Origin of the sequence: Actinomadura terrae, from assembly GCF_022751215.1 — a bacterium.
GTDB lineage: Bacteria > Actinomycetota > Actinomycetes > Streptosporangiales > Streptosporangiaceae > Spirillospora > Spirillospora terrae.
On record NZ_JAICDG010000002.1, the window covers coordinates 975,449 to 998,478 of the forward strand.

Below are 23,030 nucleotides of genomic sequence, written 5' to 3' on the forward strand. Positions count from 1 at the left end.
CAGAGAGAGTGGTAACCGATGGACATGGAAGTGACCGCGTGGATGTCGCTGCACCACGCGATGAACGCCAAGAACGACCGCCGGCCGTTCTCCAAGGCGACCTTGCGGCGGATAGCGCGGTTCGCGCGTCCGCACAGACGGCCGCTGTACGCCTTCCTCGGATTGAGCGTGCTGCTCGCGGTCCTCGCGGTCGCGACGCCCGTGCTGGCCGGACGCGTCGTCGACGCGATCGTGGACGACTCCGCCAGCTCGACCGTGGTCAACCTGGCCATCGTGATCGCGGTGCTGGCGCTCGCGGAGGGCGGGCTCGGGCTGGCCAACCGGTGGCTGTCGGCCCGCATCGGTGAGGGGCTGATCCTCGACCTGCGCACGGCCGTGTTCGACCACGTCCAGCGGATGCCGGTCGCCTTCTTCACGCGCACCCGCACCGGCGCGCTGGTCAGCCGCCTCAACAACGACGTGATCGGGGCGCAGCGCGCCTTCAGCGACACGTTGTCCGGCGTGGTCAGCAACCTCGTGATGCTGGTGCTCACGTTCGCGGTGATGATCGGGATCTCCTGGCAGATCACGCTGCTCGCGCTGGTCCTGCTGCCCGTGTTCGTCCTCCCGGCCCGCCGCATGGGCACCCGCCTGGCCCGCCTCGAACGCGAGGCCGCCGCGCACGACGCCGCGATGAGCACGCAGATGACCGAGCGGTTCTCCGCCCCCGGCGCGACGCTGGTCAAGCTGTTCGGACGGCCCGCCCGCGAGTCCGCCGAGTTCGCGGCCCGCGCGCGCCGCGTCCGCGACATCGGCGTCCGTACCGCGATGGTGCAGCACGTCTTCATCACGGCGCTGACCATGGTGTCCGCGCTCGCCCTCGCGCTCGTCTACGGCCTCGGCGGCTGGTTCTCGCTGCGCGGCTCCCTGGACGCCGGCGCGGTCGTGTCCCTCGCCCTGCTGCTGACCCGCCTCTACGCCCCGCTGACCGCGCTCGCCAGCGCCCGCGTCGAGGTCATGAGCGCGCTCGTCAGCTTCGAGCGGGTCTTCGAGGTGCTCGACCTGAAGCCGCTGGTCGCCGAGAAGCCGGACGCCCGCGCCGTCCCCGAGGGGCCGGTCGCGGTCGAGTTCGACGACGTCCGCTTCGCCTACCCGTCCGCCGACAAGGTCTCCCTCGCCTCCCTGGAGGAGGTCGCCACCCTCGACACGCGCGGCGGCGTCGACGTCCTGCACGGCGTGTCGTTCCGCGCGGAGCCCGGCCAGATGGTCGCGCTCGTCGGCTCGTCCGGCGCGGGCAAGTCGACGATCGCGCAACTCCTCCCGCGCCTGTACGACGCCGACTCCGGCGCGATCAGGCTCGGCGGCGTCGACGTCCGCGACCTCAGCTTCGAGTCGATCCGCGACACGCTCGGCATGGTCACCCAGGACGGGCACCTGTTCCACGAGTCGATCCGCGAGAACCTGCTGCTCGCCCGTCCCGAGGCCACCGAGGACGACCTCTGGGACGTCCTGCGCCGCGCCCGCCTCGCCACGCTCATCGAGGGCCTGCCCGACGGCCTCGACACGATCGTCGGCGAACGCGGCTACCGCCTCTCGGGCGGCGAGCGCCAGCGCCTCACGATCGCCCGCCTCCTGCTGGCCCGCCAGCGCGTCGTGATCCTGGACGAGGCCACCGCCCACCTGGACTCCACGTCCGAGGCCGCCGTCCAGGAGGCCCTGGCCGAGGCCCTCGACGGCCGCACCGCCGTGGTCATCGCCCACCGCCTCAGCACCGTCCGCGCCGCCGACCTGATCCTCGTCGTCGAGGCCGGCCGCATCGTGGAACGCGGCACCCACACCGAACTGCTGGCCACCGGAGGCCGCTACGCCGACCTCTACCGCACCCAGTTCAGCGAGACCCCACTGGAACCGGTCGCCTAACCCACCCCCACCCCGGCCCGCCCCAACCCCGGGGCGGGCCCCACGCCTGGCGGCGGGCGCTGCGCGCGGTGCCCCGGTCGCGTACGCTCTCGCGCCCGCGGACCTGGTCATCATGCATCCTGCGCCCGGGGTGGCGGTGCGGGACGCCGGACGACGCGCTCTGGTTGTTCGACGGCGCGGACTCCGACTGCGTGCTGCCGCAGGCGCGGGTGGCCGGGTTCGGGGAGGGCTTCCTCCTCGAACCCGGCCTGGTCAGCTCCGCGGCCTGGCCTGACTCACCTGAGACCGGGCTCGCCGACCACGCGGAGGGCGGTCTGGGCGGTCCACCCAAGGACCGTGCCCTTGTTGACCGTGCCCTGGCCGCCGCCTGGCGAGTGCTCCTTGATGGCGTAGGAGTACGTGCCGAGGAAGCGGTACGTGGTCGGGTCGAGGATGATCATCTGACGGTTCCAGCCCTCGAAGGTGTGGGTGAACGCGATGCCCTGCCGGCCCGCGGCGTCCCGGACGTTCCGCTCGACGCCGACGCCGCGGATCTGGGGCAGCGCTCGGTAGAGGGCGGCGCGGAGCGCGGACGGGAGGGGGCGCCGCAGCAGTTCGGCGATGGTGTCGAAGACCGATCGAGCCGCCTGCCTTCCACCCGCGGGCGGCACCGGCGTCGCGGGCCCTGGGCCGCCGGACCCGGTTTCCTCGGAATCCCGGTACGCCATCTGCATGGTCTTCGAGTCGTACAGGGCCCGCAGCAGGGCGCGCGGCTCGGTCGGCAGCATCTTGGTCAGGCGGTACCCCGCCTGGTCGGGCGACTTGTAGGCGACGGGCTTTCCACGCTTGTCATAGCGCCAGCCCGTCTTGGTGACCTGGAGCCTGCCTTCGACGACCTCGGCCGATTCCCGGCCGTCGACGCGTTCCCACCTCTCGACGGTGTTCAGCCTGCGGGTGTCCATGCCCTTCCACCAGGAGTTCATGTCGCCCTTGTATTCGGCGTTCCGGCTCTGGGCGTAGATCCACTGGCGCGGGCCCGGCCCCTTGTCAGGTGTCTTCTCGACCGCTACGGCCGCCCGGTCGCCGAGCTCGGCCGCGCTGGCGACGGAGAGAGTGTGCTCGCCTCCCGGGAGCTGGCTGACGGTCACCGCCGCGACGATCGTGACGCCGAGGACGCCGGCGACGGCGACCCGGGTCATCGGCCTGGGCATCGTCCACCTGCGCGCGGGACGCGGGACGGCCGTCCACTCGGCGTGGAGGCGGGCCCGGGCGGCGGAGGCGGCCTCGGGAGTGATCTGCGGCGTGCTACTGCGCAGGGACTCGATCATTTCCAGGTCGTTCATGCGTCTTCTCCCAGGGTGGGGTCTCCAAGGGCCGCGCGAACCTGGCGGCGGGCGCGGTGCAGCCGTGAGCGGACGGTGCCGACGGGGACGTCCAAAGCGCGGGCGGTCTCCTGGTAGGTGAGGTCGCCCCAGGCCACCAGGAGCAGGACGTCGCGGTCGCCCCGGGACAGCCCCGCCAGGGCACCGGCCAGGTGGCGCTCCTGGTCCTGGGCCGCCACCCGGCTGACCACGGTGTCGGCCATCGGTTCGGGCACGGGGTCGGAACCCGTACGGGCCAGCGCCCGGAAGTAGCGCTCCTCCGCCCGGCGGTGCCGCGCGACCAGGGTGGTCGCGATCCCGTACAGCCAGGGGCGGGCGAGCGGCTGGTCGAGGTCGTAACTGTGGCGGCGGCGGAAGGCGATGAGGAAGGTCTCGGCCACGATGTCGTCGGCGGCCTGGGTGCCCAGCCGGCGGGCCGCGTAGTGGTGGATCCGGCGGTGGTGCCGGTCGAAGAGTTCGGCGAACTGTTCGGGGTCGGTCAGGGAGAGTCGGATGACCTCGGAGTCGGACAGGTCGTTGCCCACCTCCGCCGCCAGCGCCGGCCTCATGAAGCGCCTTCGAGTCGATGCACCGGTGCGGTCCCTTCGGGGTCGGGTGAAACACCCGGTTGTCTCCCGAAGCACCTCGGGGGGTTCTCACTCCCATCCGCCGGGAGCGGTCCGGCAGGAGAACCCGATGATCCACGCCGTGGACCACGGCGGGCTCGCAGACGGCTCCTGAGACCCGGCCCGCGCCGACCGGCAGGCCACCAAGCCAGGGCGGAGTTGCTGGCGCGCCCTCGGGGGTCACCACCGGGAGATGGTGTGTTACTTCCGTCGGAAAGTAACATTGTGCAACAGATCCACTGTATAGCGTTAATACAGCGTGGTAGTCGGTGTGCGTCGTTCTGCGGTCCCCCGCCGCTCCAGGTAACGGGAGAGGTCCCGCCGCCGGACGCGACACCGACCGCTACGGCCCCCCAGCGAAAGGAAGACCTCATGCACATCGCCCGTCCCGCGATCGCGCTCGGCACCGCGACGATCGGGCTGCTGGCCCTGGCGCCCCTCGGCCCCGTCGCGTCCGCCGACGACATTCCCACCTACACCTGCGAGTTCACCCAGGAGGATTCCGGCGTCGTGCGCGGCAGCACCGCGTGCCACGCCTCGGATGGCGCGGTCGTGCAGGGCGGCTACGTCGGGCCGTCCGTCGTGCGCGGCTTCAAGGGCCCCAGCTACGACTGCCAGGTCGGCGGCGTTGCCGACGTCCCCGAATTCGTGGTCGCCTTCGGCTGCACCGAGGACTGAGCCACCACGCATCCCGGCAGGGCGCCTTCCCGCCGGGAAGGCGCCCTGCCCGCTCATCTCCCGGCCTAGGCGAGGACGGTGTGGAGTGACTTCAGCACGTGGGAGCGCCAGCCGTTGTTCATGCCACGGAACGCGAAGGCCTGGGACGGGTCGTCCATGTCGAAGCCCGCGTGGCGGATGAAGAGCCGCGTGCCGCGCCCTTCGGGGACGAGGCGCCAGGTCACGGTCGTGTCGAGGGAGCCGCCGCCCCAGCTGATGCGCAGCAGGCGCCCCTCGTCCAGGTCGAGGACGCGGCACCGGATCGTCCCGTCGAACCCGGCGCCCGGGATCGGACGGGTGGTGAAGGTGAACCGGTGCCCCACGACGGGCTCGAAGTCGTTCGGCATCAGCCAGCGGGCCAGCAGATCGCGGTCGGTGAGCGCCCGCCAGACCTTCGCGGGCGGGTGCGGGAGGAACTCCTCGACCTCGATGTCGGCGGTCATGCCGGGGGCTCCTCGTCCAGGACGTCGCGCAGGTCGGCCAGCCGTTCGCGCCAGAACCGCTCGTACGGGGTGAGCCAGTCCGAGACGTCCATCAGCGGTCCCGGTTCCAGGCGGTAGATCCGGCGGCGGCCGTCGCGCCGCTCGGTGACGAGCCCGGCGGTGCGCAGGACGCGCAGGTGTTCCGAGACGCTCGGGCGGCTCATCTCGAAGTGGGCGGCGAGCTCGTTCACCGAGCGCGGGCCGTCCAGCAGGAGGCGGGTCAGCTCCAGCCGCACCGGGCTCGCGAGCGCCGCGAAGACGTCGGTGACCATGGTCAGCGCGCCGCGGGGGCGAGCTGGAGCCAGCGGACGGGGCCCATCGCCTGGTCTCTCACCACCTCGAACCCGAGGGTTCCGGCGTAGAAGTCCTTCGCGGCGTCCTGGTCGGAGACCGGCACCGTCAGCAGCCGTACAGACGTGATGTTCATGGGCCCGAAGATACGTAGGCGTTTCCCTACCTGTCAAGCGTAGGGAGTTGCCTACGCGAGCCCGGTGGGTTCGGACGGCGTTCCCGGTGGCAGGCTTTGGAAGGGTCCATTGATCGGAGGGAAGATATGCGCGCCGTCACCTATGACTCCTATGCCGACGACAACTCACGCCTGAAGGTGGGGGAGGTGCCCGATCCGAAGGTCGCGCCGAGCAGCGTGCTCGTCGAGGTGCGCGCGGCCGGGGTGAACCCCGTGGACTGGAAGGCGATGGCCGGGGGCCTCGACCCGCTGATCGACACGGTGTTCCCCGTCATCCCCGGCTGGGACGTCGCCGGGGTCGTCGTCCGGCCGGGTCCCGACGCTCCCGAGTTCGCGCCCGGCGACGAGGTGTTCGCCTACGCGCGCAAGGACGTCCTCCAGGCCGGGACGTTCGCGCAGTACGTCGCGGTGCAGGCCGCGCACATCGCCCTCAAGCCCGCCAACCTCAGTTGGGCGCGGGCCGGAGGGCTGCCGCTCGCCGGGATGACCGCGCAGCGCGTCCTCGACCACCTGGACGTGGGCGAGGGCGACACCGTCCTGGTGCACGCGGCGTCCGGTGGCGTGGGGAGCCTCGCGGTGCAGATCGCGCGGGCGCGGGGTGCGCGGGTCATCGGCACCGCGTCCGAGAAGAACCACGACTACCTGCGGAAACTCGGTGCCGAGCCGGTCGTCTACGGGGAGGGGCTCGCGGGACGCGTCCGCGAACTCGCGCCGGACGGGGTCTCCGCCGTGGCCGACCTCGCCGGGGGCCAGCTCGACACGACGCTCGCCGTCCTCGCGCCCGGCGGGCGGCACGCCTCGATCGCCGACCCCGCCGTCGAGGAGCACGGCGGCCAGGTGGTCTGGGTCCGCCCGGACGGCGCCAAGCTCGCCCTGCTCGCCGACCTCGCGGAGCGGGGCGCGCTCGACGTCGAGGTCGCCGGCTCCTTCCCCCTGACGGAGGTCGGAGCCGCCTTCGACCTCAGCCGGGACGGCCACACCCGGGGCAAGCTGGTGATCGACCCGACCGCCTGACGCTCAGCGGAGGCGGGAGGCGAGGATCGTCGCGCCCTTGACGCCGGCCTGGTCGTCCAGCTCCGTGTGGACGAGCGGCGGCGCCGGACGGAACGTGAGCCGCTCGGCCAGGCGGGACGCCAGCGGCGTGAGCAGCGTCGCGCCCGCCTTGCCGAGCCCGCCGCCGATGACGAACAGGCCCGGGTCCAGGAAGAGCGTGGCGGAGGCCAGGCTGTCGGCGAGGCAGTCCAGTGCCTCGTTCCACACCGCGGCCGCGTGCGGGTCGCCCGCGGTGGCCAGCGCGACCACCTTCTCGGCCGGGACGCCCGACCCGTGCCGCCGGGTCAGCGCGGCGGCGGAGGCGTACGTCTCAAGGCAGCCCCGGTTGCCGCAGGCGCAGGGCTCGCCGCCCGGGCGGACGACGATGTGCCCGATCTCCCCGCTCCAGCCGGACGTGCCCGGATAGGGGGAGTCGTTGAGGATCAGCGCGGCGGCGATGCCCGTCCCGATGGCGACGAACACGAAGTCCGACACCTCGCGTCCCGCGCCGAGCTCGGCCTCCGCGAGCCCGGCGGTGCGGACGTCGTGGCCGATCGCGACCGGGATGCCGAGCCGCTCGACCGCGAGCCGCCGCATCGGGACGTCCCGCCAGCCGAGGTTCGCCGAGTGCACGGCGGTACCGGACGGCTCGTCCACGATGCCGGGGAGCACGATGCCCGCCGCGGCGGCGGGGGAGCCGGTGAGCTCCTCCGCGCGCGCGGCGAGGTGGGCGGCGAAGTCGAGCACGCCGCCCACCGGGTCGGCCTGGTCCGTCGGCCAGGAGAGGGTCGCGAGGACCTCCCCGCCCGTGTCCCCCTTGGCGATCTCCGCTTTCATCGACGTGCCGCCCACGTCCAGGCCGATCAGCGTCACTTGACCGAGCCCGCGGTGAGGCCGCCGATCAGGTAGCGCTCGACGAACACGAACAGGATGACGACCGGCACGATCGCGATCAGCGACGAGGCGAACAGGTACTGCCAGTGCTCCTGGTACTGGGTCACGAACGACGGGACGGCGACGGTGAGCGGACGCCGGTCGGGCGACGCGGTCACGGTCAGCGCCACGATGTACTCGTTCCACGCCGCGATGAAGGTGTACACGACGGCGGTGACGACGCCCGGCATGGAGATGGGCAGGGTGACGCGGGTGAGCGCCCCGACCCGTCCGGCGCCGTCCAGGAACGCGGCCTCCTCCAGTTCCTTGGGAATGCTGGAGAAGTAGCCGTGCAGGATCCAGACGCAGAACGGCAGGTTGAACGCCGCGTTCACAAGGATCAGGGCGAACAGCGTGTCGGTCAGGTTGAGCGCGACCATTTCCCGGTAGATGCCGATGACCAGCGCGGTCGGCGCGAACATCTGCGTGACCAGGACGAGCAGCAGGTAGAGGCCCCGGCCCCGGAAGCGGTAGCGGGCCGTGTAGTACGCGGCGGGCAGCGCGCACGCCAGCGTGACGACGGTCGCGGCCACCGCGACGATGAGCGAGACCCGCAGGTAGGTCCACAGCGGCGCCGCGTCCCAGACGTCGACGAAGTTCGACCAGGTCCAGTGGTCGGGCAGGTAGCCGCCCGGCGACTTGGTCAGGTCCTTCTCCGACTTGAGCGAGGTCAGCGCCATCTGGAGGTAGGGCAGCAGGAACCCCACCGCGACCAGCCAGCCGACGGCGGTCAGCAGGGCCGTGCGGAGCCGGAGCGGGCGGCGCCGCGCCGTGCCCACCGGGGTCGTCCCCTCGGACGGGCGCGTCATCGGACCTCCTCCCGCCACCGCGAGGCGCGCAGGTACATCAGCACCATGACGAGGATGAGCACGAAGTTGACGACCGCCATCGCGCCGGACTCACCGACATTCTGGTCGTAGAAGGCGAGCTTGTACATGAACGTGGTGGTGGTGTCGGTGGAGTGCCCGGGGCCGCCCCCGGTCATCGCCCAGATGATCGGGAAGCTGTTGAAGACGTTGATCACGTTGATGATGGAGGCGATCATGATCGAGGGGCGCAGCAGCGGCAGCGTGATCCCGAAGTAGGTGCGCAGCGGTCCGGCGCCGTCGACGCGCGCGGCCTCGTAGACGTCCTCGGGGATCGTCTGGAGCCCGGCGAGGATCACGAACGAGGCGAACGGCAGCGACACGAACACCGCGACCCACATCATCCACAGCATCGCCTGCCAGGGATGGGACAGCCAGTTCACCGGCTCGTCGATCAGGTGCAGGTCGAGCAGCACCCGGTTGACGAGGCCGGAGTAGTTGTCCAGCATCCACTTCCAGATGAGCGAGGTCATCAGCACGGACGCGGCCCACGGGACGATGACCGTCCAGCGGACGACGCGCCGTCCCGGGAAGCGGCTGTTCAGCAGCTGGCCGATGGCGAGCGACAGCACCATCGTCGTGATGACGATGCCGGCGACCCAGCCGAGCGTGCGCAGGACGACCGGGATGAGGTCGTCCTCGTCGAACAGGTCGGTGTAGTTCGTGAGTCCGTTGTTGCCGAGCGTCACACCCGACGAGCTGATCTTCAGTAGCGAGGTGCGGACCATCTCGACGACGGGCCACAGGACGACGACGGTGATGAGGACGAGGGACGGGCCGAGCCAGACGAGCGGGGTCAGCGCCCGTCCGGCCCGCCGGAGTGCGGAGGGGCGGGACGGCCGGGCCGAGGCGCCGGCGTCCCGCTCCCTCGTTTCGAGGTCCTGCACTCTCAGCCGCTCTTCTCGGCCGTCTTCTGGATGTCGTCCAGGACCTTCTTCGGGTCCTTGCCGGCGACCGAGGAGCCGAGGTCCTGCTTGACCGCGCCCGCGACGGCCGACCACGCCGGGTTGCTGGTGGGCGCGAACTTGGACGAGGGCAGCGCGTCCACGAACTGCTTCATGTACGGGTCGGCGCTGAGCGCGTCACCGGCCGACTTCGTCACCGGGAGGAAGCCCTCCTTCTTGAGGAAGGCGGAAGTGTTCTCCTTCTGGTACAGGAAGTCGATGAACTTCTTGAGGGCCTCCTTGTTCTTGCCGTCGTTCTTCTTGAACGCGGCGAGTACGTCCATGACGCCGAGCGTGTTGTGCTCGTTGCCGCTCTTGCTCGGCAGCGAGGTGACGCCGAAGTTCAGCTTCGGGTTGATCTTGTCGATGAATCCGGCCTTGGTGAACGGACCGCCGATCGCCATGCCGATCTTGCCCTGCGCGAACTGGTTGAACACCGTCTTGCGGTCGGTGGTCTCGGGGTTCGGCTGGGTCACCTTGGCGTCCCGCAGGCCCTTGAGGAAGTTCAGCGTCTCGACATTGGCGGGCTGGTTGATCGCCCACTTGCCGGACGCGTCGACCCAGCCGCCGCCGTTGTTCATCGCCCAGGAGTAGAACTCCGCCTGCGACTCCTCGGGGCCGAGCGGCAGCCCGTAGCCGGTGACGCCGGTCTTCTGGATCTTCTCCGCGTCGGACTTGACCTCGTCCCACGTCTTCGGGGGGCCGGCGATCTTGGCCTTGGCGAGCAGGTCCTTGTTGTAGAACAGCAGGCGGGCGCTGGAGATGAACGGCAGCGCGTACTGCTCGCCGTTGTACTTGGACTGCTCGACGAACGTGGGCGTGAAGTCGCTCAGCGTGGTCGGCGAGGTGACCTCGGACGCCTTGTAGATGAGCCCGTCCCGCGCGAAGTCGGAGAACGAGTTGTAGTTGAGGAGGTCGGGCGCCTGCTTCGTCTGGATATAGGTCTTGACCTTGGCGTCCATCTGGGTCCAGTCGACCATCTCCAGCGACACCTTGTAGCCGGAGTTCTTGGCCTCGAAGTCCTTGATGAGCGCTTTCCAGTAGGGCTCGGCGTTGCTGTCGTAGATCGCCGCGACGAACTTGATCGTCTTGCCGTCGGAGCCGCCGTCGTCCGACGAGCTGCCCTTCCCGCATCCGCTCACGCCGAGGGCCACCGTCAGGCCCGTGGCGATGGCGACCGTGAGGTGCCGTTTCATCTGTCCCCGCCTTCTCCGGCTTGCTTCTTCTTCGGGGCGCCCGCGCGCCCGTGCCGACTGTCGATCCGCTAGCTGCCGCCGACCCTCGCGCAAGGGTCGCGCGGCCTCTCCCGCCGCGGTCGTTTGGCGCGATGAGTCTCGTGGGTACGGCTTCCCGGGCGGTCTCGGTTCCGCCCGGCGTACCCCCTCGCGCGCATGAACATTTGTGCGCGGGGCGAATGCTCATTGAGCACAAACGCGCGTTGGACCCAGAAGATATGAGCTGGTCCGTACCAGTTCAAGAGGTCTATTCCGCAAGAGTCTTAACTGTTACCGGGCGTGGGACCTGCGGAGATCTGGTCCGGTGTGCACGCTGGACTGGTCTAGTCCAGCTGTCAGGAGCGTCTTGCTGTTCACTCTCAGCGAACCTTGGCCTTTCGGGCCGAAACGGACCGGAGGTGACCCCGAGGTGACCCCCGGGTGTCGGGGAACGGCCCACATGGGATGATCCGAGGCGGGCGCGACTGCGATGTGAGGGGACCGGTGGCCGTCGAGGGGATCACGGCGTCCGGCCGGGCGCGGCTGGTCGCCGGGCTCGTCATGGCCTCGTTCGCCGGTGTGTACGCGCTGGGCGCCCCCGCGCGGACGGACGGCGCGCCCCGCGTCGCGGTGACGATCGTTCTCGTCGTGGCGGTGCTCGCTCTGCACCTGCTCTGGCTCGTGCCGCGGATTCCCGGCAACCGGTGGGCCGCCGTCGCCGCGCAGGCCGCGTGCGCGTACGGCGCGGTGGCGCTCGGCACGTCGGTCGGGCTGCTCGGATTCGTCGCGGGCTCGCTGATGCTGGCGGCGGCGTGGCCGGTGTCGGTCGCGGTGCTCGGGACCGCCGCCGTCGTGGCCGCGCCGCGCGACGGCTCGACCGCCGACGCCACGGTCTCGGCCCTGCTGGTCGGCCTCGTCGTCTACGGGCTGGTGCGGCTCGCCGACCGGGTGGACGACACGGCGGCGGCGCGGCTGCCGCTCACGATGGCGGCGGTGGCGCGGGAACGGCTCCGCATCGCCACCGAACTCGACCGGGGCCTCGGCGAGGGGCTCGCGACGATCACCGAGGGCAGCCGTCGTGCGCTTGACCAGCCCGAACGCATCGGTGAGGTCCTGGACGTCGCACGCCGCTCGTTGAACGACGCGCGGGCGGCGGCGGCCGGTTTCCGGAGCATGTCGCTCGCGCCGGAGGTGGCGGCGGCGCGGGCGCTGCTGGAGGCGGCGGGCGTCGAGGCGGAGGTGCGGAGCGGGCACGGGGAACCGCTGGGCCCGGCCGGGGCGCTGCTGGCGACCGTCCTGCGCGAGGCGGTCACCGACGTGGTGCGCGGTGACTCCGCGAAGCGCTGCGTCATCGAGACGTCCGAGCGCCGGGGCGTCGTCAGGCTGCGGGTCGTGAACGATGGCGTCCGGACGGCGGCCGAGGGCGAGGAGGGCCTGGCGGACGCGGCCGAACGCGTCCGCGCGGCGGGCGGGACGTTCGCCACGGGCCTCGGCGACGACGGCCGCTTCACGGTGGAGGCCGCCGTCCGGGCCGCGCGGCGACCCGTGGTCACCCCCGACCGCAACGCCTACCGGCTGTCGGTCACGCTGCTCGCGGCGGTGCTGGCGGGGTTCGCGCTGAAGGGCCTGGTGCAGGCCCCGTCGGGGCTGTGGCTGGGGGCGGCCGGATTCCTCGTCGGGGGACTGCTGGTCGCGCTGCCGCAGTGGGCCGCGATCCCGCTGGTCGCGGCCGTGATCATAGGTGTCGGTGCGACGTCCCCTGGGCAGGACGCCGCCGCGACGGTCAACGCCATGATCAGCACGTTGGTGACCGGGCTCGTGCTGTACGGGCTCGTCCGGCTGACCCGGCTGGTGCGCGATCTGCGGGTCGCGGGCGAGGAGCTGGCGCGCGCCGCGACCGTCCAGGAAAGGCTGCGGGCGGCGCGCGACCTGCACGACCTGCTCGGGCACAGCCTCGCGGCGATCCTGCTGAAGTGCGAGCTGGCGCGGCGGCTGGCGGCGGCGGACCCGGCCCGCGCCAGGGCCGAGCTGACCGAGGTCGTCGCGATGGCCGAGCAGGCGCACGAGGATTTGCGCGCCGCGACCGGCGGCACGTCCGCGCTGGTGCTGGACGCGGAGATCGCCTCGGCGCGGTCGGTGCTCGCGGCGGCGGGCGTCGAGGTCGAGGTGGACGCCGGGCACGCGGGCCTCCCGTCCGAGGCGTCGGCGGTGCTCAGCGTCGTGCTGCGGGAGGCGGTCACCAACGTCCTGCGGCACAGCGCCGCCCGGCACTGCGCGATCGTCACGGCGCGGGACGGCGCGGGCGTCCGGCTGACCGTCCGCAACGACGGCCTCGACCCGCACGCCCGCCGCACGCCGCCCGGCGCCGGGATCGGCAACCTCACCACGCGGCTGGCCTCGCACAACGGGGCGCTCAGCGCGCGCGCCGACGGAAACGGCGACTTCGTCCTCGAAGCGCGCCTACCGGCCTGAGCGCGCCGCGACATTGTGATCGGTGTCACGGGAACTCCCCGCGGTCTCGTGACAGGACACGATGTGGAGTCGTCATTGCGAGCCCGGCTGCGAGCCGGGGATCAGGACGCGTTCGCGGAGATCTTCGACGAGCACGCGGGTGTGGTCTACCGCTATGCGGTCCGGATGGTGGGGGACAGGGCGGCGGCCGAGGACGTGGTCTCGCTCACCTACCTGGAGGCGTGGCGGCAGCGGGAGCGGATCCGCCCGGACGGGGAGAGCCTGCGGCCCTGGCTGCTGGGCATCGCGGCCAACGTGCTGCGCAACACTGCGCGCGCGGCTCGGCGGCACCGGGCGGCGCTCGCCCGGCTGCCGCGCGGCGACACGGTGCCCGACTTCGCCGACGATCTGGTCGGACGGATGACCGACGCCGAGCAGCTCGCCGCCGTCTGGGCCGCCCTGAGCCGGCTGCGCCCGAAGGAGCGCGAGGTGTTCACGCTCGTGGTGTGGTCGGGCCTCGACTACGCGGAGGCGGCCGAAGCCCTGGGCGTCCCCGTCGGGACGGTCCGGTCACGGCTGTCCCGGGCCCGCAGGCGGCTGCGCGAGCTCGCGGACGCGGCCCTGAGCGAGGAGAACATGGAACCGAACGTCCCGGACGGACAGCTGGATGGTGACCGCGTCGAAGCGGTCCGGTCGACTCAGGAGAAGTACCGATGAACCGCATCCGACGGCAGAGCCCGAGCCCCGCCGAGCGCGAGGAGCTGGCGGGACTGCTGCCCGCCGGGGGCGACCGGGAGCTCTCCGAAGGTCGCCGCCGCATCCTCAAGGAGCACTTCATGCAAGAGATCCAGGAGTCCGAGCACGCCCCGGCCCCCCGTCCGCGGGTGCGCCGGCGCCGACTCGCCATCGGCGTCCTGGCGGCCTCGGTCGCGGCCGGAGCCGTGGGGGCCGGGGCCATCGCCGTCGCGGGCGGCGGCGACGAACCCGAGAAGGCGCCGCTGGTCGCCCTGGGCGGGGATGCCCCGACCAACGCGGTCGCGCTGCTGGACCGCGTGTCGCTGGCCGCCGCGCACAAGCCCGCCGTCACTGTGCGCGACGACCAGTTCATCTACACCCGCACCAAGGGCACCTACGGCGTGATCGGTAACGGGCCCGCCAGGACGAAGGTGACGGAGCAGAAATCGGTGATCGATGAGACGTGGACGTCGCCGCTGCCGAAGGTCGATGGGCTGGGCCGTAAGAACGGAGGCAAGCCCTTCATGATCCACGGAGAGAACGTCTACAGCTACAAGCGTCTGTCGACGTTCCCCACCGACCCGGACGCGATCCTGCAACGCATCTACAAGGAGCACAAGGCGCAGAAAGGATACGACCAGAGCAAGGAGGGCTTGGCCTTCGAGGAGATCGGCCTACTGGTCAACGGCAATCTGATGCCGCCGGCCCTCGCCGCCGGCCTCTACCGGGCCGCGGCCAAGATCCCGGGTGTGACGCTGGTGCCGGACGCCGTCGACGCGGCGGGGCGGCACGGAATGGCCGTCGCGAGGGTGCAGGGCCCCGAGCGGACCGAGTGGATCTTCGACAAGAAGACCTACGACTACCTCGGTCAGCGGTCCGTCCTCGTCAAGGACGGCGAGGCGGGCAAGAAGGGGACCGTCATCAGCCACAGCGCGGTGCTCGCGGTCGGTGTCGTCAGCAAGCGCGGCCAGTCCATGGGCTAGAGCCACCCGGCCTCGCCCGCGATGCGCGCCGCGTCGGTGCGGTTGCGGGCGTTGAGCTTGGCCACGACGGACGTCAGATGGTTGCGGACCGTCCCGGGCGACAGGAACAGCCGCTCGGCGATCTCGGTGGCCTCGGCGCCCTCGGCGGCGAGCCGCAGCACGTCGGTCTCGCGCGGGGTGAGCGGGTTGTCGGCGAGGTCCCAGGCGGTGACGGCGAGCTTCGGGTCCAGGACGCGGCCGCCCGCCGCGACCTCGCGGATCCCGGCGGCGAGCTCCTCGGGCGGGGCGGTCTTCAGCAGGAACCCCCGGACGTGCGCGGCGAGCGCGCGGCGCAGGTGGGCGGGCTTGCCGTGCCCGGTGAGGATCAGCGTCGCGGTCGCGGGCAGCTCCTCGTGCAGGGCAGCGGCGGCGGCGAGGCCGTCCATGCCGGGCATGTCCACGTCGAGGACGGCGACGTCGGGACGGTGCGTCCGCGCGGCGGCCACCACCGCGTCGCCGCGCTCGACCTCCGCCACCACGTCAAGGTCGGGCTCCAGGTTCAGCAGCGCGACGAGCGCGCCGCGCACGACGTGGTGGTCGTCGGCCAGCAGCACCCTGATCACGTCTCATGTCTACCAGCCGCGGTCACGGCGGCACCCATGACGAGGTCACGGGTGTTCGGTGACGGCGTCTCTGGTGGGTGAACCCGCAGGTCAGAAGACTTGAGGGCATGGACGAAGCGGTGCGTTTGGACGCGGTGAGCAAGGTCTACGGCAGGGGCGGCGGCGCCGTCGCGGCGCTGCGGGAGGTGACGGCGGGGATTCCGCGCGGCCGGTTCACGGCCGTGATGGGGCCGTCCGGATCGGGGAAGAGCACGTTCCTGCACTGCGCGGCGGGGCTGGACACGCCGACGTCGGGGACCGTCCGGCTCGGCGGCACCGACCTGTCGGCGATGAGCGAGACGCGGCTGACCGAGCTGCGCCGCGAGCGCGTCGGGTTCGTGTTCCAGGCGTTCAACCTGGTCTCCGCGCTGACCGTCGAGAAGAACATCACGCTCCCGCTGCGGCTGTCCCGCGCGCGCGTCGACCGGGCCTGGCTGGAGGAGGTGGTGGCCCGCGTCGGCCTGCGGGACCGCGCCGCGCACCGGCCCGCGCAGCTGTCGGGCGGGCAGCAGCAGCGGGTGGCGATCGCCCGCGCCCTCGTCACCCGGCCGGACGTGGTGTTCGGCGACGAGCCGACCGGCGCGCTCGACACGATGACGGCGCGCGACGTCCTCACGCTGCTGCGCGACGTCGTGGACGGGATGGGCCAGACGGTCGTGATGGTCACCCATGATCCCGTCGCCGCGTCCTACGCCGACACGGTGCTGTTCCTCGCCGACGGCCGGATCGTCGACGTGCTGGACGCGCCGTCCAGCGACGGCGTCGCCGCCCGCATGACGCGGCTGGGGGCCTGGAAGTGATCGCGCGGAAGGCCGGTCTCGTCGGGGCGTTCGCCGCGCTGCTGTGCGCCGCCGCGCTCGTCTGCGCCTGCGGAATCCTGCTGGACACGGGGCTGCGCGGGTCGATCGCGCCGCAGCGCTACGCGGGCGCGCCGGTCGTCGTCGGCGGCGACCAGTACGTGCACGCGGTCAAGAAGAAGAAGGGCAAGACGAAGCACAAGGCGAAGGTGCTCGGCGAGCGCGTGTGGATACCGGCGTCGCTGGCGGACCGGATCCGCTCCGCGCCGGGCGTCCGCGCGGTGACGACCGAGGTCAGCTTCCCGGCCGAGATCGCGGGCCGGGGCGGCGAGTCGTGGGGGCACGGCTGGGAGTCGGCCGCGCTCACCCCGTTCACGCTGCGGGACGGGCGGGCGCCCGCCGCCGACGACGAGATCGTGGTGGACGCGGCGTCCGCCCGAGAGCGGGGGCTCCGGCCCGGCTCGCGGGTGCGGGTCGAGTCGGCCGAGCCCGGCGCCTACCGCGTGGTGGGCGTGACCCGGCAGGCGCTCAGGGACCAGACGGCGATCTTCTTCAGTACCGCGCGGGCGGCGCGGCTGGCGGGACGTCCCGGCATGGTCTCCGCGATCGGCGTGGACGGGCCGGAGCGGGCGGTGCGCGACGCGGTGCGCGGCACGCCGGTGACCGTCCACACCGGGGACGGCCGGGGCAAGGCCGAGTTCCCCGGCGCCGAGCGTTCCCGGATCAAGCTGATCAGCATGGGCGGCGCGCTCGGCGGGACGGCGCTGCTGGTGGCGGTCCTCGTCGTGTCCGGCACGTTCGCGCTGTCGGTGCAGCAGCGGGAGCGGGAGATCGCGCTGCTGCGCGCCATCGCCGCGACGCCGCGCCAGGTCCGCCGGATGATCGGCCGGGAGGCGCTGGCGGTCGGGCTCGTCGCGGGCCCGCTCGGCGCCGCCGCCGGGCTGCCGCTGGCGTTCTGGCTGCGCGACCGGTTCCGGAGCCTCGGCGCGCTGCCGACCGGTCTCGACCTCGTGACCAGCCCGTTCCCGCCGGTCGTCGCGGTGCTCGCGGCCGTGGCCGCCGCCTGGGCGGCGGCCCGGGTGGCCGCGCGGCGGACGTCGCGGATCCGGCCGGTCGAGGCGCTGGGGGAGGCCGCGCTGCGTCCCGCCCGGCTGGCGGCGGGGCGGGTCATCGCCGGGCTCGGCTGCGCTGCCGGGGGCGTCGCGTTGACGATCCTGCTGGCCCACCTGAACGTCGAGGCCGCGGCCAGCCCGGTCACGATGCTGACCGCGATCGTCTGGACGGTCGCCGTGGCGCTCCTCGGCCCGGTGCTCGCCCGCGCCGGTGTCGCGGTCCTGTCGGTGCCGCTGCGGATGTTCCCGGTGGGCGGCGACCTGGCCGCCGCGAACCTCGGGACGGACGCGCGGCGGCTCGCGTCCGTCGTCACGCCGCTCACGCTGATGGTCGGGCTGACCGCCACGATCCTGTTCGCCCAGACGACGATGGGCCACGCCGCGACCCGCCAGGCCGCCGACGGCACGATCGCCGCGCACGTGGCCGGGCCGGAGGTTCCGCACGCGGTCGCGGACGAGATCCGCCGCTCGCCCGGCGTCACCGCCGTGACCGAGGTCGTGCGCGGCACCGTCCGGGTCGGGCTGGAGAACTACCAGATCCAGGGCGTCACGCCCGCGGGCCTGAACCGCACGCTCGACCTCGACGTCCGCTCCGGTTCTCTGGACGGGTTGACCGCGTCGACCATCGCGGTCAGCGAGACCGCCGCCGGACGGCTGCACGTCCGGCCCGGCGACCGGCTCCGCCTCACGCTCGGCGACGGGACGCCGATCGCCCCCATGGTGATCGCCGTCTACGGGCGGGGCCTCGGCTTCGGCGACCTCACCGTCTCCCGCGACCTGCTCGCCGCCCACGTGGACGACCCGCGCGGCACCGTGCTCGTGGCCGGGAAGCCCCCGCGAATCCCCGGCCTGACGTTCACCGGCGCGGCCGACGTCGCGTCGGCGAGTGCGTCCACGAACGCGGAGGTCAACCAGGTCGCGATGGTCCTGATCATCGCGTTCACCGCGATCGCCGTGGTGAACACGCTCGCGATGGCCACCTCCGCCCGCGCCCGCGAGTTCGCGCTGCTGCGGATCGTCGGGGCCACCCGCCGCCAGGTCATGGGAATGCTCGGCTGGGAGACGCTCGCGACCGTGCTCGTCGCGGCCGTCCTCGGCACGGCGATCGCGCTCGGCACGCTCACCGCGTTCGGCCGGGGCATGACCGGCGGCGCGCCCCACGTCCCGCCGCTCACCTACCTGGGCGTCCTCGGCTGGGCCGGGGTGCTCGCGCTGGTGGCGACCGTGCTCCCGGCGCGTCTCGCGATGGCGCCGCGCCCGGCCGACGCCATCGGCGCGGGCGAGTGAGCCCGGTAGCTGGAGGTCAGCGACAGCGCGCCGATGACCAGCAGCAGCCAGCCGCCGGTCGCCGGGAAGTAGAGCGCGACGAGCACGGCGCCGATCAGCACCATCGTCCAGCCGGTCTCGGCGGGCATGCGTCCCGTCCGGGTGGCGACCGAGCGCGACAGGAGCCCGGCGAGCACCAGCGTCGGGGCGGCGAGCAGGAACCACACGCTCGCCTCGCGCTTCCAGAAACCGGCCGCGCCGTCGTCGGCCACCGCCCGGAAGAAGCCGTCGCGGGCGATGTCGCCCCAGGCGTTCGGCTGGACGAACGCGAACAGCACGTGGGCCACCGCCGTGGCGAAGATCAGGCGGATCGTCCAGCGGGTCAGGGTGTCCATGATTACCTCCTGACCTGGGACGTTACGGCCGCGCCCCGCGCGCCCGCGAGGGCGTGGTCACCCGGTTCCGGGTACGGTTTCGCGCCCCTGCCCGGTGGTGCCCGCACGAGTCACGGGCACGCGCCCCCGGACGGTGGTCCCCGTGCCGACGGACGAGCGGATCTCCAGCCGTCCGCCGACGGCGTCGATCCGGTCGCGCATGTTGCCGAGCCCCGACCCCCGCGCGGTCGCGGACGCGTCGAACCCCGGCCCGTCGTCGGACACCGCGAACTCCAGCACGTCGCCGTCGGCGTCCAGCCGGAGCCGGGGTGTGCTCCCGGCGGCGTGTTTCGCCGCGTTCTGGAGGGCCTCCAGGCAGCAGAAGTACACCGCCGCCTCGACCTCCGGCGCGAACCGCCGTCCCGCGAGGCCGGGCCCCACCGTGACCTCGGCCGGGACGCGGATCGCGTGCGCGCGCAGCGCCCGGGCGAGGCCCTGTTCGGCGAGGATCGCGGGGAAGATGCCCCGGGCGAGGTCGCGGAGGGTTTCCAGCGCTGTTGCGGTGTCGCGGCCCAGCTCGTCCAGCAGCGCCTTGACCTCGGGGGACGCGTCGCCGATCAGCGCCCGCGCGAGCGCGGTCTTCGCGGCGACCGCGAGCAGGTGCTGCTGCGCGCCGTCGTGCAGGTCGCGTTCGAGGCGGCGGCGCTCGGTGTCCTGCGCGGCGACCAGCCGCCGCCGCGACTCGCGCAGCTCGGCGGCGCGGGCGACGTCGCGGAACGCGATCGCGGCGTGCGCGGCGAGGTCGGCGGCGAGCGCGGAGTCCCGCGCGGTGACCGGGTCGCCCGGCGGCTTGACGATCGTGATCGCGCCGAGCGTCTCGGCGCCGTCGCGCACCTCGGCGACGGCGTCCGGGGCGCCCTCGGGCGGGGCGGCGGCGTGCGGGGGGTGCGCGGCGGCCAGGCGCAGCTCGTCGCCCACCCGGATCCAGACCTCCGTCCGGGACGCGCCGGTCGCGTCGGCCAGGGCCCGGGCCAGCGACGGCAGGAACTCCTCGATCGGCGCGGCCGCGGCGAGCCGCTCCGACAGCAGCGACAGCGTCTCGTAGGGCGTCGCCCTGACCCCGTGGACGAGCCGGTCCGCGACCTGCCGCGCGCGGGCGCGCACCGGGCCGAACCCGAGCGCGGCCAGGGCCGTCGCGACGAGCGGCAGCAGCGTCCCGCCGCCGAGGCGGGACTCGACCAGCGATCCGGCGCCCACGACCACCGCGACGTACACGACCGTGATGAACGCGGCCAGCGTCGCGTACACGATGGTTCCGCGCAGGACGGCGTCGATGTCGTACAGCCGGTACTTGGAGATCGCGAACCCGATCGCGACCGGCGTGCCCGCGCCCAGCACGAGCAGGGATGCGGTCCACGGGTCGGGCGTCGCGACCGGCCGGGCGAACTGCACCGCGACCGCCGCCGCGCCGAGCAGCACGCTCAGCCCGAACCAGCGGAGCTGCGCCCGCTCGTCCCCGCGCGCCCGCACGTACCGGCCCCGGCTCGCCACCGCCGCCAGCGCCGCGCACAGCCCGGCGACGGCGGCGGGCACGGCGATCAGCGCCACGTCCACGGGCTCGCTCACCTGCGGATGGAAGTCCGGCGGCCCGGCCCCGGCCGAGACGGCGCCGAAGCAGACCGAGGCCACGGCGAGGTTCGCGGCCGACAGCCACCCGACCGCGCGCCAGCGCCGGGACGGGAGCCGCCCGTCCGGGAACAGCAGGGGCAGGAACGTTCCCGCCGGGAACACCGCGTAGATCCACGTCCAGGTCCCGGCCCAGCCCGCGAACCCCCCGAACGGCAGCGACCCCGGCCGTGTCATCAGCGCGTAGACGGCATAGGACTGCCACAGGCCCGTCATCGCGATCGCCGCGCCGATGCCGCCGAGCAGCCAGCCCACCGGGTTCGCGGGACGGCGCGGCGTCACGACCGCGCCGACCGCCGCGAACGCCACCGCCATCAGCGACAGCCCGACCGGGTAGGCGGGACCGAGCCCGGTCGCGTCCCTCCCGTTCAGGACGGCGAGGAGCAGGTTCGCCGAGGCCGCCGCCACCGTCCCGAGCCACAGCCCGTGGCACGCCCATCGCGTCCATCGCGCCTTGTCGATGCCCATATCAGCCGGAGGCGAGCAGGCCCTCGTCGTCCAGGAACAGCAGGACAGCCTTCACCCGGCGGTGCACCACCGGCTCCTCCGCGATGCCGAGCTTGCCGAACACCGCGTTGATGTGCTTCTCCACGGCCCGCACCGACACGGTCAGGTCGGCCGCGATCCGCGTGTTGTTCTTGCCCTCCGCCATCAGCGCCAGGACCTCCCGCTCGCGCGGCGACAGCGCGCCGAGCGGCGAGTCGGACGCGCGCCGCCGCGAGGCCAGCAGCGCGGCGACGATCTCCGGGTCGAGCGCCGAGCCGCCCCGCGCCGTGTCCTCCAGCGCGCGGACGATCTGCCCGACGTCCCCGACCCGCGACTTGAGCAGGTACCCGAGGCCCTCCGCGCTCTCGCCCAGCAGGTCGTAGGCGAGGCCCGGCTCCGCGTACTGCGACAGGACGACCACGCCGACGTCCGGATGCTCGCGGCGGATGGTGCGGGCCGCGCGGACGCCCTCGTCGGTGCCCGTCGGCGGCATGCGGATGTCGGTGAGGACGGCGTCCGGACGGTGCTCGCCGACCGCCGCCAGCAGGCCCGGCAGATCGGCGGCGGTCCCGGCGACCTCCACGTCCCCGGCGCGCGCGAGCAGCGCGGCGACGCCCTCCCGCACGAGGTAGTCGTCGTCGGCCAGCACGACCCGAAGTGCCATGCCGGCGATGATATGGCTGCTGGTGCGCGCCCGACTCGGAAGGGCCCGGCCGGCCCGCGTGACCCCCTCGATCACGCGGGCCGCGACAGCCGGCCTCTGGGTACCGTCCTTTCGTACCCCTTCCGGACGGCCGGTTGAACCTCACCGTCGGTGAGATCTCACTATGCGGGACGCGAGACGGAACGCGCGCCGAGGCCCTCCGCCAGGATCGCGGCGGTGTCGGCGATCGCCTTCTCATCCGCCGAGCCGTCCGATGCCCGCCGGTTGGTGGTGATCGCGAAGATCAGCGGGGCGCCGCCGGACGGCGGGTAGGCGATCGCGATGTCGTTGGCCGTGCCGTAGGTGCCGCCGGTGCCGGTCTTGTCGCCGACGCTCCAGCCCGGGAGCCCGGCGCGGATGCGGGCGCCGCCGGTCCCGGCGGCCTTCATCCACCCGATCAGCCGGGCCCGGTCGGCGGGGACGAGCGTCCGGCCGAGCGTCAGTTCGCGCAGGTCGCGGCCCCACGCGCGCGGCGTGACGGTGTCGCGCCGCTCGCCGGGGCTCCACAGGTTGAGGTCGGTCTCCCAGCGGTCGTGCCGGCTGACCCGGTCGCCGAGCGAGCGGAGGAACGCGGTGTGCCCGGCGGGCCCGCCGATCTGCCGCAGGACGAGGTTCCCGGCAGTGTTGTCGCTGACGGTGATGGCCGCGTGGCACAGGTCCGCGACGGTCATTCCGGTCTCGACGTGCTCCTTGGTGACGGGCGAGTTCGGGACGAGGTCGGCCGCCGTGTAGTGGATCACGCGGTCCAGCAGCCCCGGGTCGGACCGGCGCGCCTTGTGGAGCACGGCCCCGCACGCGATCGCCTTGAACGTGGACAGGAACGGGAAGCGCTCGTCCGCCCGGTGGGTGAGGACCCGGCCGGTGCCGGTGTCGAGCGCCCACGCGCCGATCCGCATCTGGTGGGTCTTCTCCAGCTCGGCCAGCCGTCTGCCGACGGCGCCCTGGGACGGCGCGGGACGTGTCTGGGCCTGGGACGCAGTCAGCGGGGCCGTGTCACTGCGCGGTGCAGCCGACGTGGAGCCGCCGGCGCCGCAGGCGGTCACGCCGGTGAGAAGGACCGCCGCGACCCCGGCGGCGACCCGGGCCCGGAACCGGAAAGGTGGAGTTCGCATGCGGGCAGAAGATCAGACCTCCGCCGATGATGTCCAATACAGATATTGGTTCCTGACCGATACAGGTTTATATATCAACCCAGGTGGTGCACCAGGTCGCGAGCGCGATGCATGATCCGCTGGACATAAGGTGAATTATGGTTCATGATAAAGGTGAACCGGCGT

The 23,030-nt window shown here is 72.8% G+C and carries 22 protein-coding genes; 8 read left to right on the top strand and 14 right to left on the bottom strand.

The window, feature by feature from the left end; translation table 11 throughout:
• Positions 1 to 18 precede the first annotated feature (18 nt).
• Entirely contained in the window at positions 19 to 1,899 is a 1,881-nt protein-coding gene (locus tag K2F47_RS14555) for an ABC transporter ATP-binding protein (RefSeq protein ID WP_242903386.1), read from the top strand.
• Positions 1,900 to 2,174: 275 nt separating this feature from the next.
• Here the strand turns inward: K2F47_RS14555 and K2F47_RS14560 are convergent, their stop codons facing one another.
• A complete protein-coding gene (locus K2F47_RS14560) occupies positions 2,175 to 3,221 on the bottom strand; it encodes a CU044_5270 family protein (RefSeq protein WP_242903387.1) in 1,047 nt (348 codons plus the stop codon).
• On the bottom strand, positions 3,218 to 3,808 hold the full coding sequence (locus K2F47_RS14565) for an RNA polymerase sigma factor (RefSeq protein WP_242903388.1): 591 nt from the start codon (positions 3,806 to 3,808) through the stop codon (positions 3,218 to 3,220). Before K2F47_RS14565 ends, K2F47_RS14560 begins: the two co-directional genes overlap by 4 nt.
• 429 nt (positions 3,809 to 4,237) lie before the next feature.
• Here K2F47_RS14565 and K2F47_RS14570 point away from each other — a divergent pair, with 429 nt between their 5' ends.
• Positions 4,238 to 4,543 (top strand): hypothetical protein, encoded by a 306-nt coding sequence (locus K2F47_RS14570; protein WP_242903389.1) that lies wholly within the window; start codon positions 4,238 to 4,240, stop codon positions 4,541 to 4,543.
• Between the two features lie 65 nt (positions 4,544 to 4,608).
• Here K2F47_RS14570 and K2F47_RS14575 read toward each other — a convergent pair whose 3' ends face one another.
• The 3 genes from K2F47_RS14575 to K2F47_RS14585 are packed head-to-tail and all read right to left on the bottom strand — an operon-like array spanning position 4,609 to position 5,491.
• On the bottom strand, positions 4,609 to 5,025 hold the full coding sequence (locus K2F47_RS14575; RefSeq protein WP_242903390.1) for an SRPBCC family protein: 417 nt from the start codon (positions 5,023 to 5,025) through the stop codon (positions 4,609 to 4,611).
• Positions 5,022 to 5,336 carry an ArsR/SmtB family transcription factor gene (locus K2F47_RS14580; protein WP_242903391.1) on the bottom strand — a complete coding sequence of 105 codons (315 nt, stop codon included), beginning with the start codon at positions 5,334 to 5,336 and terminating at the stop codon, positions 5,022 to 5,024. The genes K2F47_RS14575 and K2F47_RS14580 overlap by 4 nt, the downstream gene beginning before the upstream one ends.
• 2 nt (positions 5,337 to 5,338) lie before the next feature.
• Positions 5,339 to 5,491 (bottom strand): VOC family protein, encoded by a 153-nt coding sequence (locus K2F47_RS14585; protein ID WP_242903392.1) that lies wholly within the window; start codon positions 5,489 to 5,491, stop codon positions 5,339 to 5,341.
• 126 nt (positions 5,492 to 5,617) lie between these two features.
• Between K2F47_RS14585 and K2F47_RS14590 the strand changes: the two genes are divergently transcribed.
• On the top strand, positions 5,618 to 6,544 hold the full coding sequence (locus tag K2F47_RS14590; protein ID WP_242903393.1) for an NADP-dependent oxidoreductase: 927 nt from the start codon (positions 5,618 to 5,620) through the stop codon (positions 6,542 to 6,544).
• Positions 6,545 to 6,547: 3 nt separating this feature from the next.
• On the opposite strand, the gene K2F47_RS14595 is transcribed toward K2F47_RS14590, so the two are convergent.
• Genes K2F47_RS14595 through K2F47_RS14610 form a run of 4 tightly spaced genes read right to left on the bottom strand, consistent with a single transcriptional unit; the run spans position 6,548 to position 10,501 of the window.
• Complete coding sequence (locus K2F47_RS14595) at positions 6,548 to 7,435, bottom strand: ROK family protein (RefSeq protein ID WP_242903394.1); 888 nt, start codon at positions 7,433 to 7,435, stop codon at positions 6,548 to 6,550.
• Positions 7,432 to 8,304, bottom strand: coding sequence for a carbohydrate ABC transporter permease (locus tag K2F47_RS14600; protein WP_242903395.1), 873 nt, complete (start codon positions 8,302 to 8,304; stop codon positions 7,432 to 7,434). The genes K2F47_RS14595 and K2F47_RS14600 overlap by 4 nt, the downstream gene beginning before the upstream one ends.
• A complete protein-coding gene (locus K2F47_RS14605) occupies positions 8,301 to 9,248 on the bottom strand; it encodes a carbohydrate ABC transporter permease (protein ID WP_242903396.1) in 948 nt (315 codons plus the stop codon). The genes K2F47_RS14600 and K2F47_RS14605 overlap by 4 nt, the downstream gene beginning before the upstream one ends.
• 2 nt (positions 9,249 to 9,250) lie before the next feature.
• Complete coding sequence (locus K2F47_RS14610) at positions 9,251 to 10,501, bottom strand: extracellular solute-binding protein (protein WP_242903397.1); 1,251 nt, start codon at positions 10,499 to 10,501, stop codon at positions 9,251 to 9,253.
• A gap of 522 nt (positions 10,502 to 11,023) precedes the next feature.
• On the opposite strand from K2F47_RS14610, the gene K2F47_RS41380 reads away from it, so the two are divergent.
• The 3 genes from K2F47_RS41380 (at position 11,024) to K2F47_RS14625 (ending at position 14,688) form a co-directional block, all read left to right on the top strand.
• On the top strand, positions 11,024 to 12,991 hold the full coding sequence (locus K2F47_RS41380) for a sensor histidine kinase (protein WP_242903398.1): 1,968 nt from the start codon (positions 11,024 to 11,026) through the stop codon (positions 12,989 to 12,991).
• A gap of 75 nt (positions 12,992 to 13,066) precedes the next feature.
• Positions 13,067 to 13,687, top strand: a complete 621-nt coding sequence (locus K2F47_RS14620) for an RNA polymerase sigma factor (protein WP_242903399.1) — start codon at positions 13,067 to 13,069, stop codon at positions 13,685 to 13,687.
• Positions 13,684 to 14,688 (top strand): CU044_5270 family protein, encoded by a 1,005-nt coding sequence (locus K2F47_RS14625; RefSeq protein WP_242903400.1) that lies wholly within the window; start codon positions 13,684 to 13,686, stop codon positions 14,686 to 14,688. Before K2F47_RS14620 ends, K2F47_RS14625 begins: the two co-directional genes overlap by 4 nt.
• Here the strand turns inward: K2F47_RS14625 and K2F47_RS14630 are convergent.
• Complete coding sequence (locus K2F47_RS14630) at positions 14,685 to 15,290, bottom strand: response regulator transcription factor (RefSeq protein ID WP_242903401.1); 606 nt, start codon at positions 15,288 to 15,290, stop codon at positions 14,685 to 14,687. The two genes, K2F47_RS14625 and K2F47_RS14630, sit on opposite strands and share 4 nt — an antisense overlap.
• A 107-nt stretch (positions 15,291 to 15,397) precedes the next feature.
• On the opposite strand from K2F47_RS14630, the gene K2F47_RS14635 reads away from it, so the two are divergent.
• A complete protein-coding gene (locus tag K2F47_RS14635) occupies positions 15,398 to 16,129 on the top strand; it encodes an ABC transporter ATP-binding protein (RefSeq protein WP_242903402.1) in 732 nt (243 codons plus the stop codon).
• Positions 16,126 to 18,525, top strand: a complete 2,400-nt coding sequence (locus K2F47_RS14640) for an FtsX-like permease family protein (RefSeq protein ID WP_242903403.1) — start codon at positions 16,126 to 16,128, stop codon at positions 18,523 to 18,525. Before K2F47_RS14635 ends, K2F47_RS14640 begins: the two co-directional genes overlap by 4 nt.
• Here the strand turns inward: K2F47_RS14640 and K2F47_RS14645 are convergent.
• From K2F47_RS14645 to bla, 4 genes are all read right to left on the bottom strand, one after another.
• Positions 18,414 to 18,899, bottom strand: a complete 486-nt coding sequence (locus K2F47_RS14645; RefSeq protein ID WP_242903404.1) for a DUF6463 family protein — start codon at positions 18,897 to 18,899, stop codon at positions 18,414 to 18,416. The two genes, K2F47_RS14640 and K2F47_RS14645, sit on opposite strands and share 112 nt — an antisense overlap.
• Positions 18,900 to 18,956: 57 nt before the next feature.
• Positions 18,957 to 21,032 (bottom strand): sensor histidine kinase, encoded by a 2,076-nt coding sequence (locus tag K2F47_RS14650; protein ID WP_242903405.1) that lies wholly within the window; start codon positions 21,030 to 21,032, stop codon positions 18,957 to 18,959.
• A 1-nt stretch (position 21,033) separates the two neighbouring features.
• Positions 21,034 to 21,714, bottom strand: a complete 681-nt coding sequence (locus tag K2F47_RS14655) for a response regulator transcription factor (RefSeq protein WP_242903406.1) — start codon at positions 21,712 to 21,714, stop codon at positions 21,034 to 21,036.
• Positions 21,715 to 21,875: 161 nt separating this feature from the next.
• Positions 21,876 to 22,865 (bottom strand): class A beta-lactamase, encoded by a 990-nt coding sequence (bla, locus tag K2F47_RS14660; RefSeq protein WP_242903407.1) that lies wholly within the window; start codon positions 22,863 to 22,865, stop codon positions 21,876 to 21,878.
• Between the last annotated feature and the right edge of the window lie 165 nt (positions 22,866 to 23,030).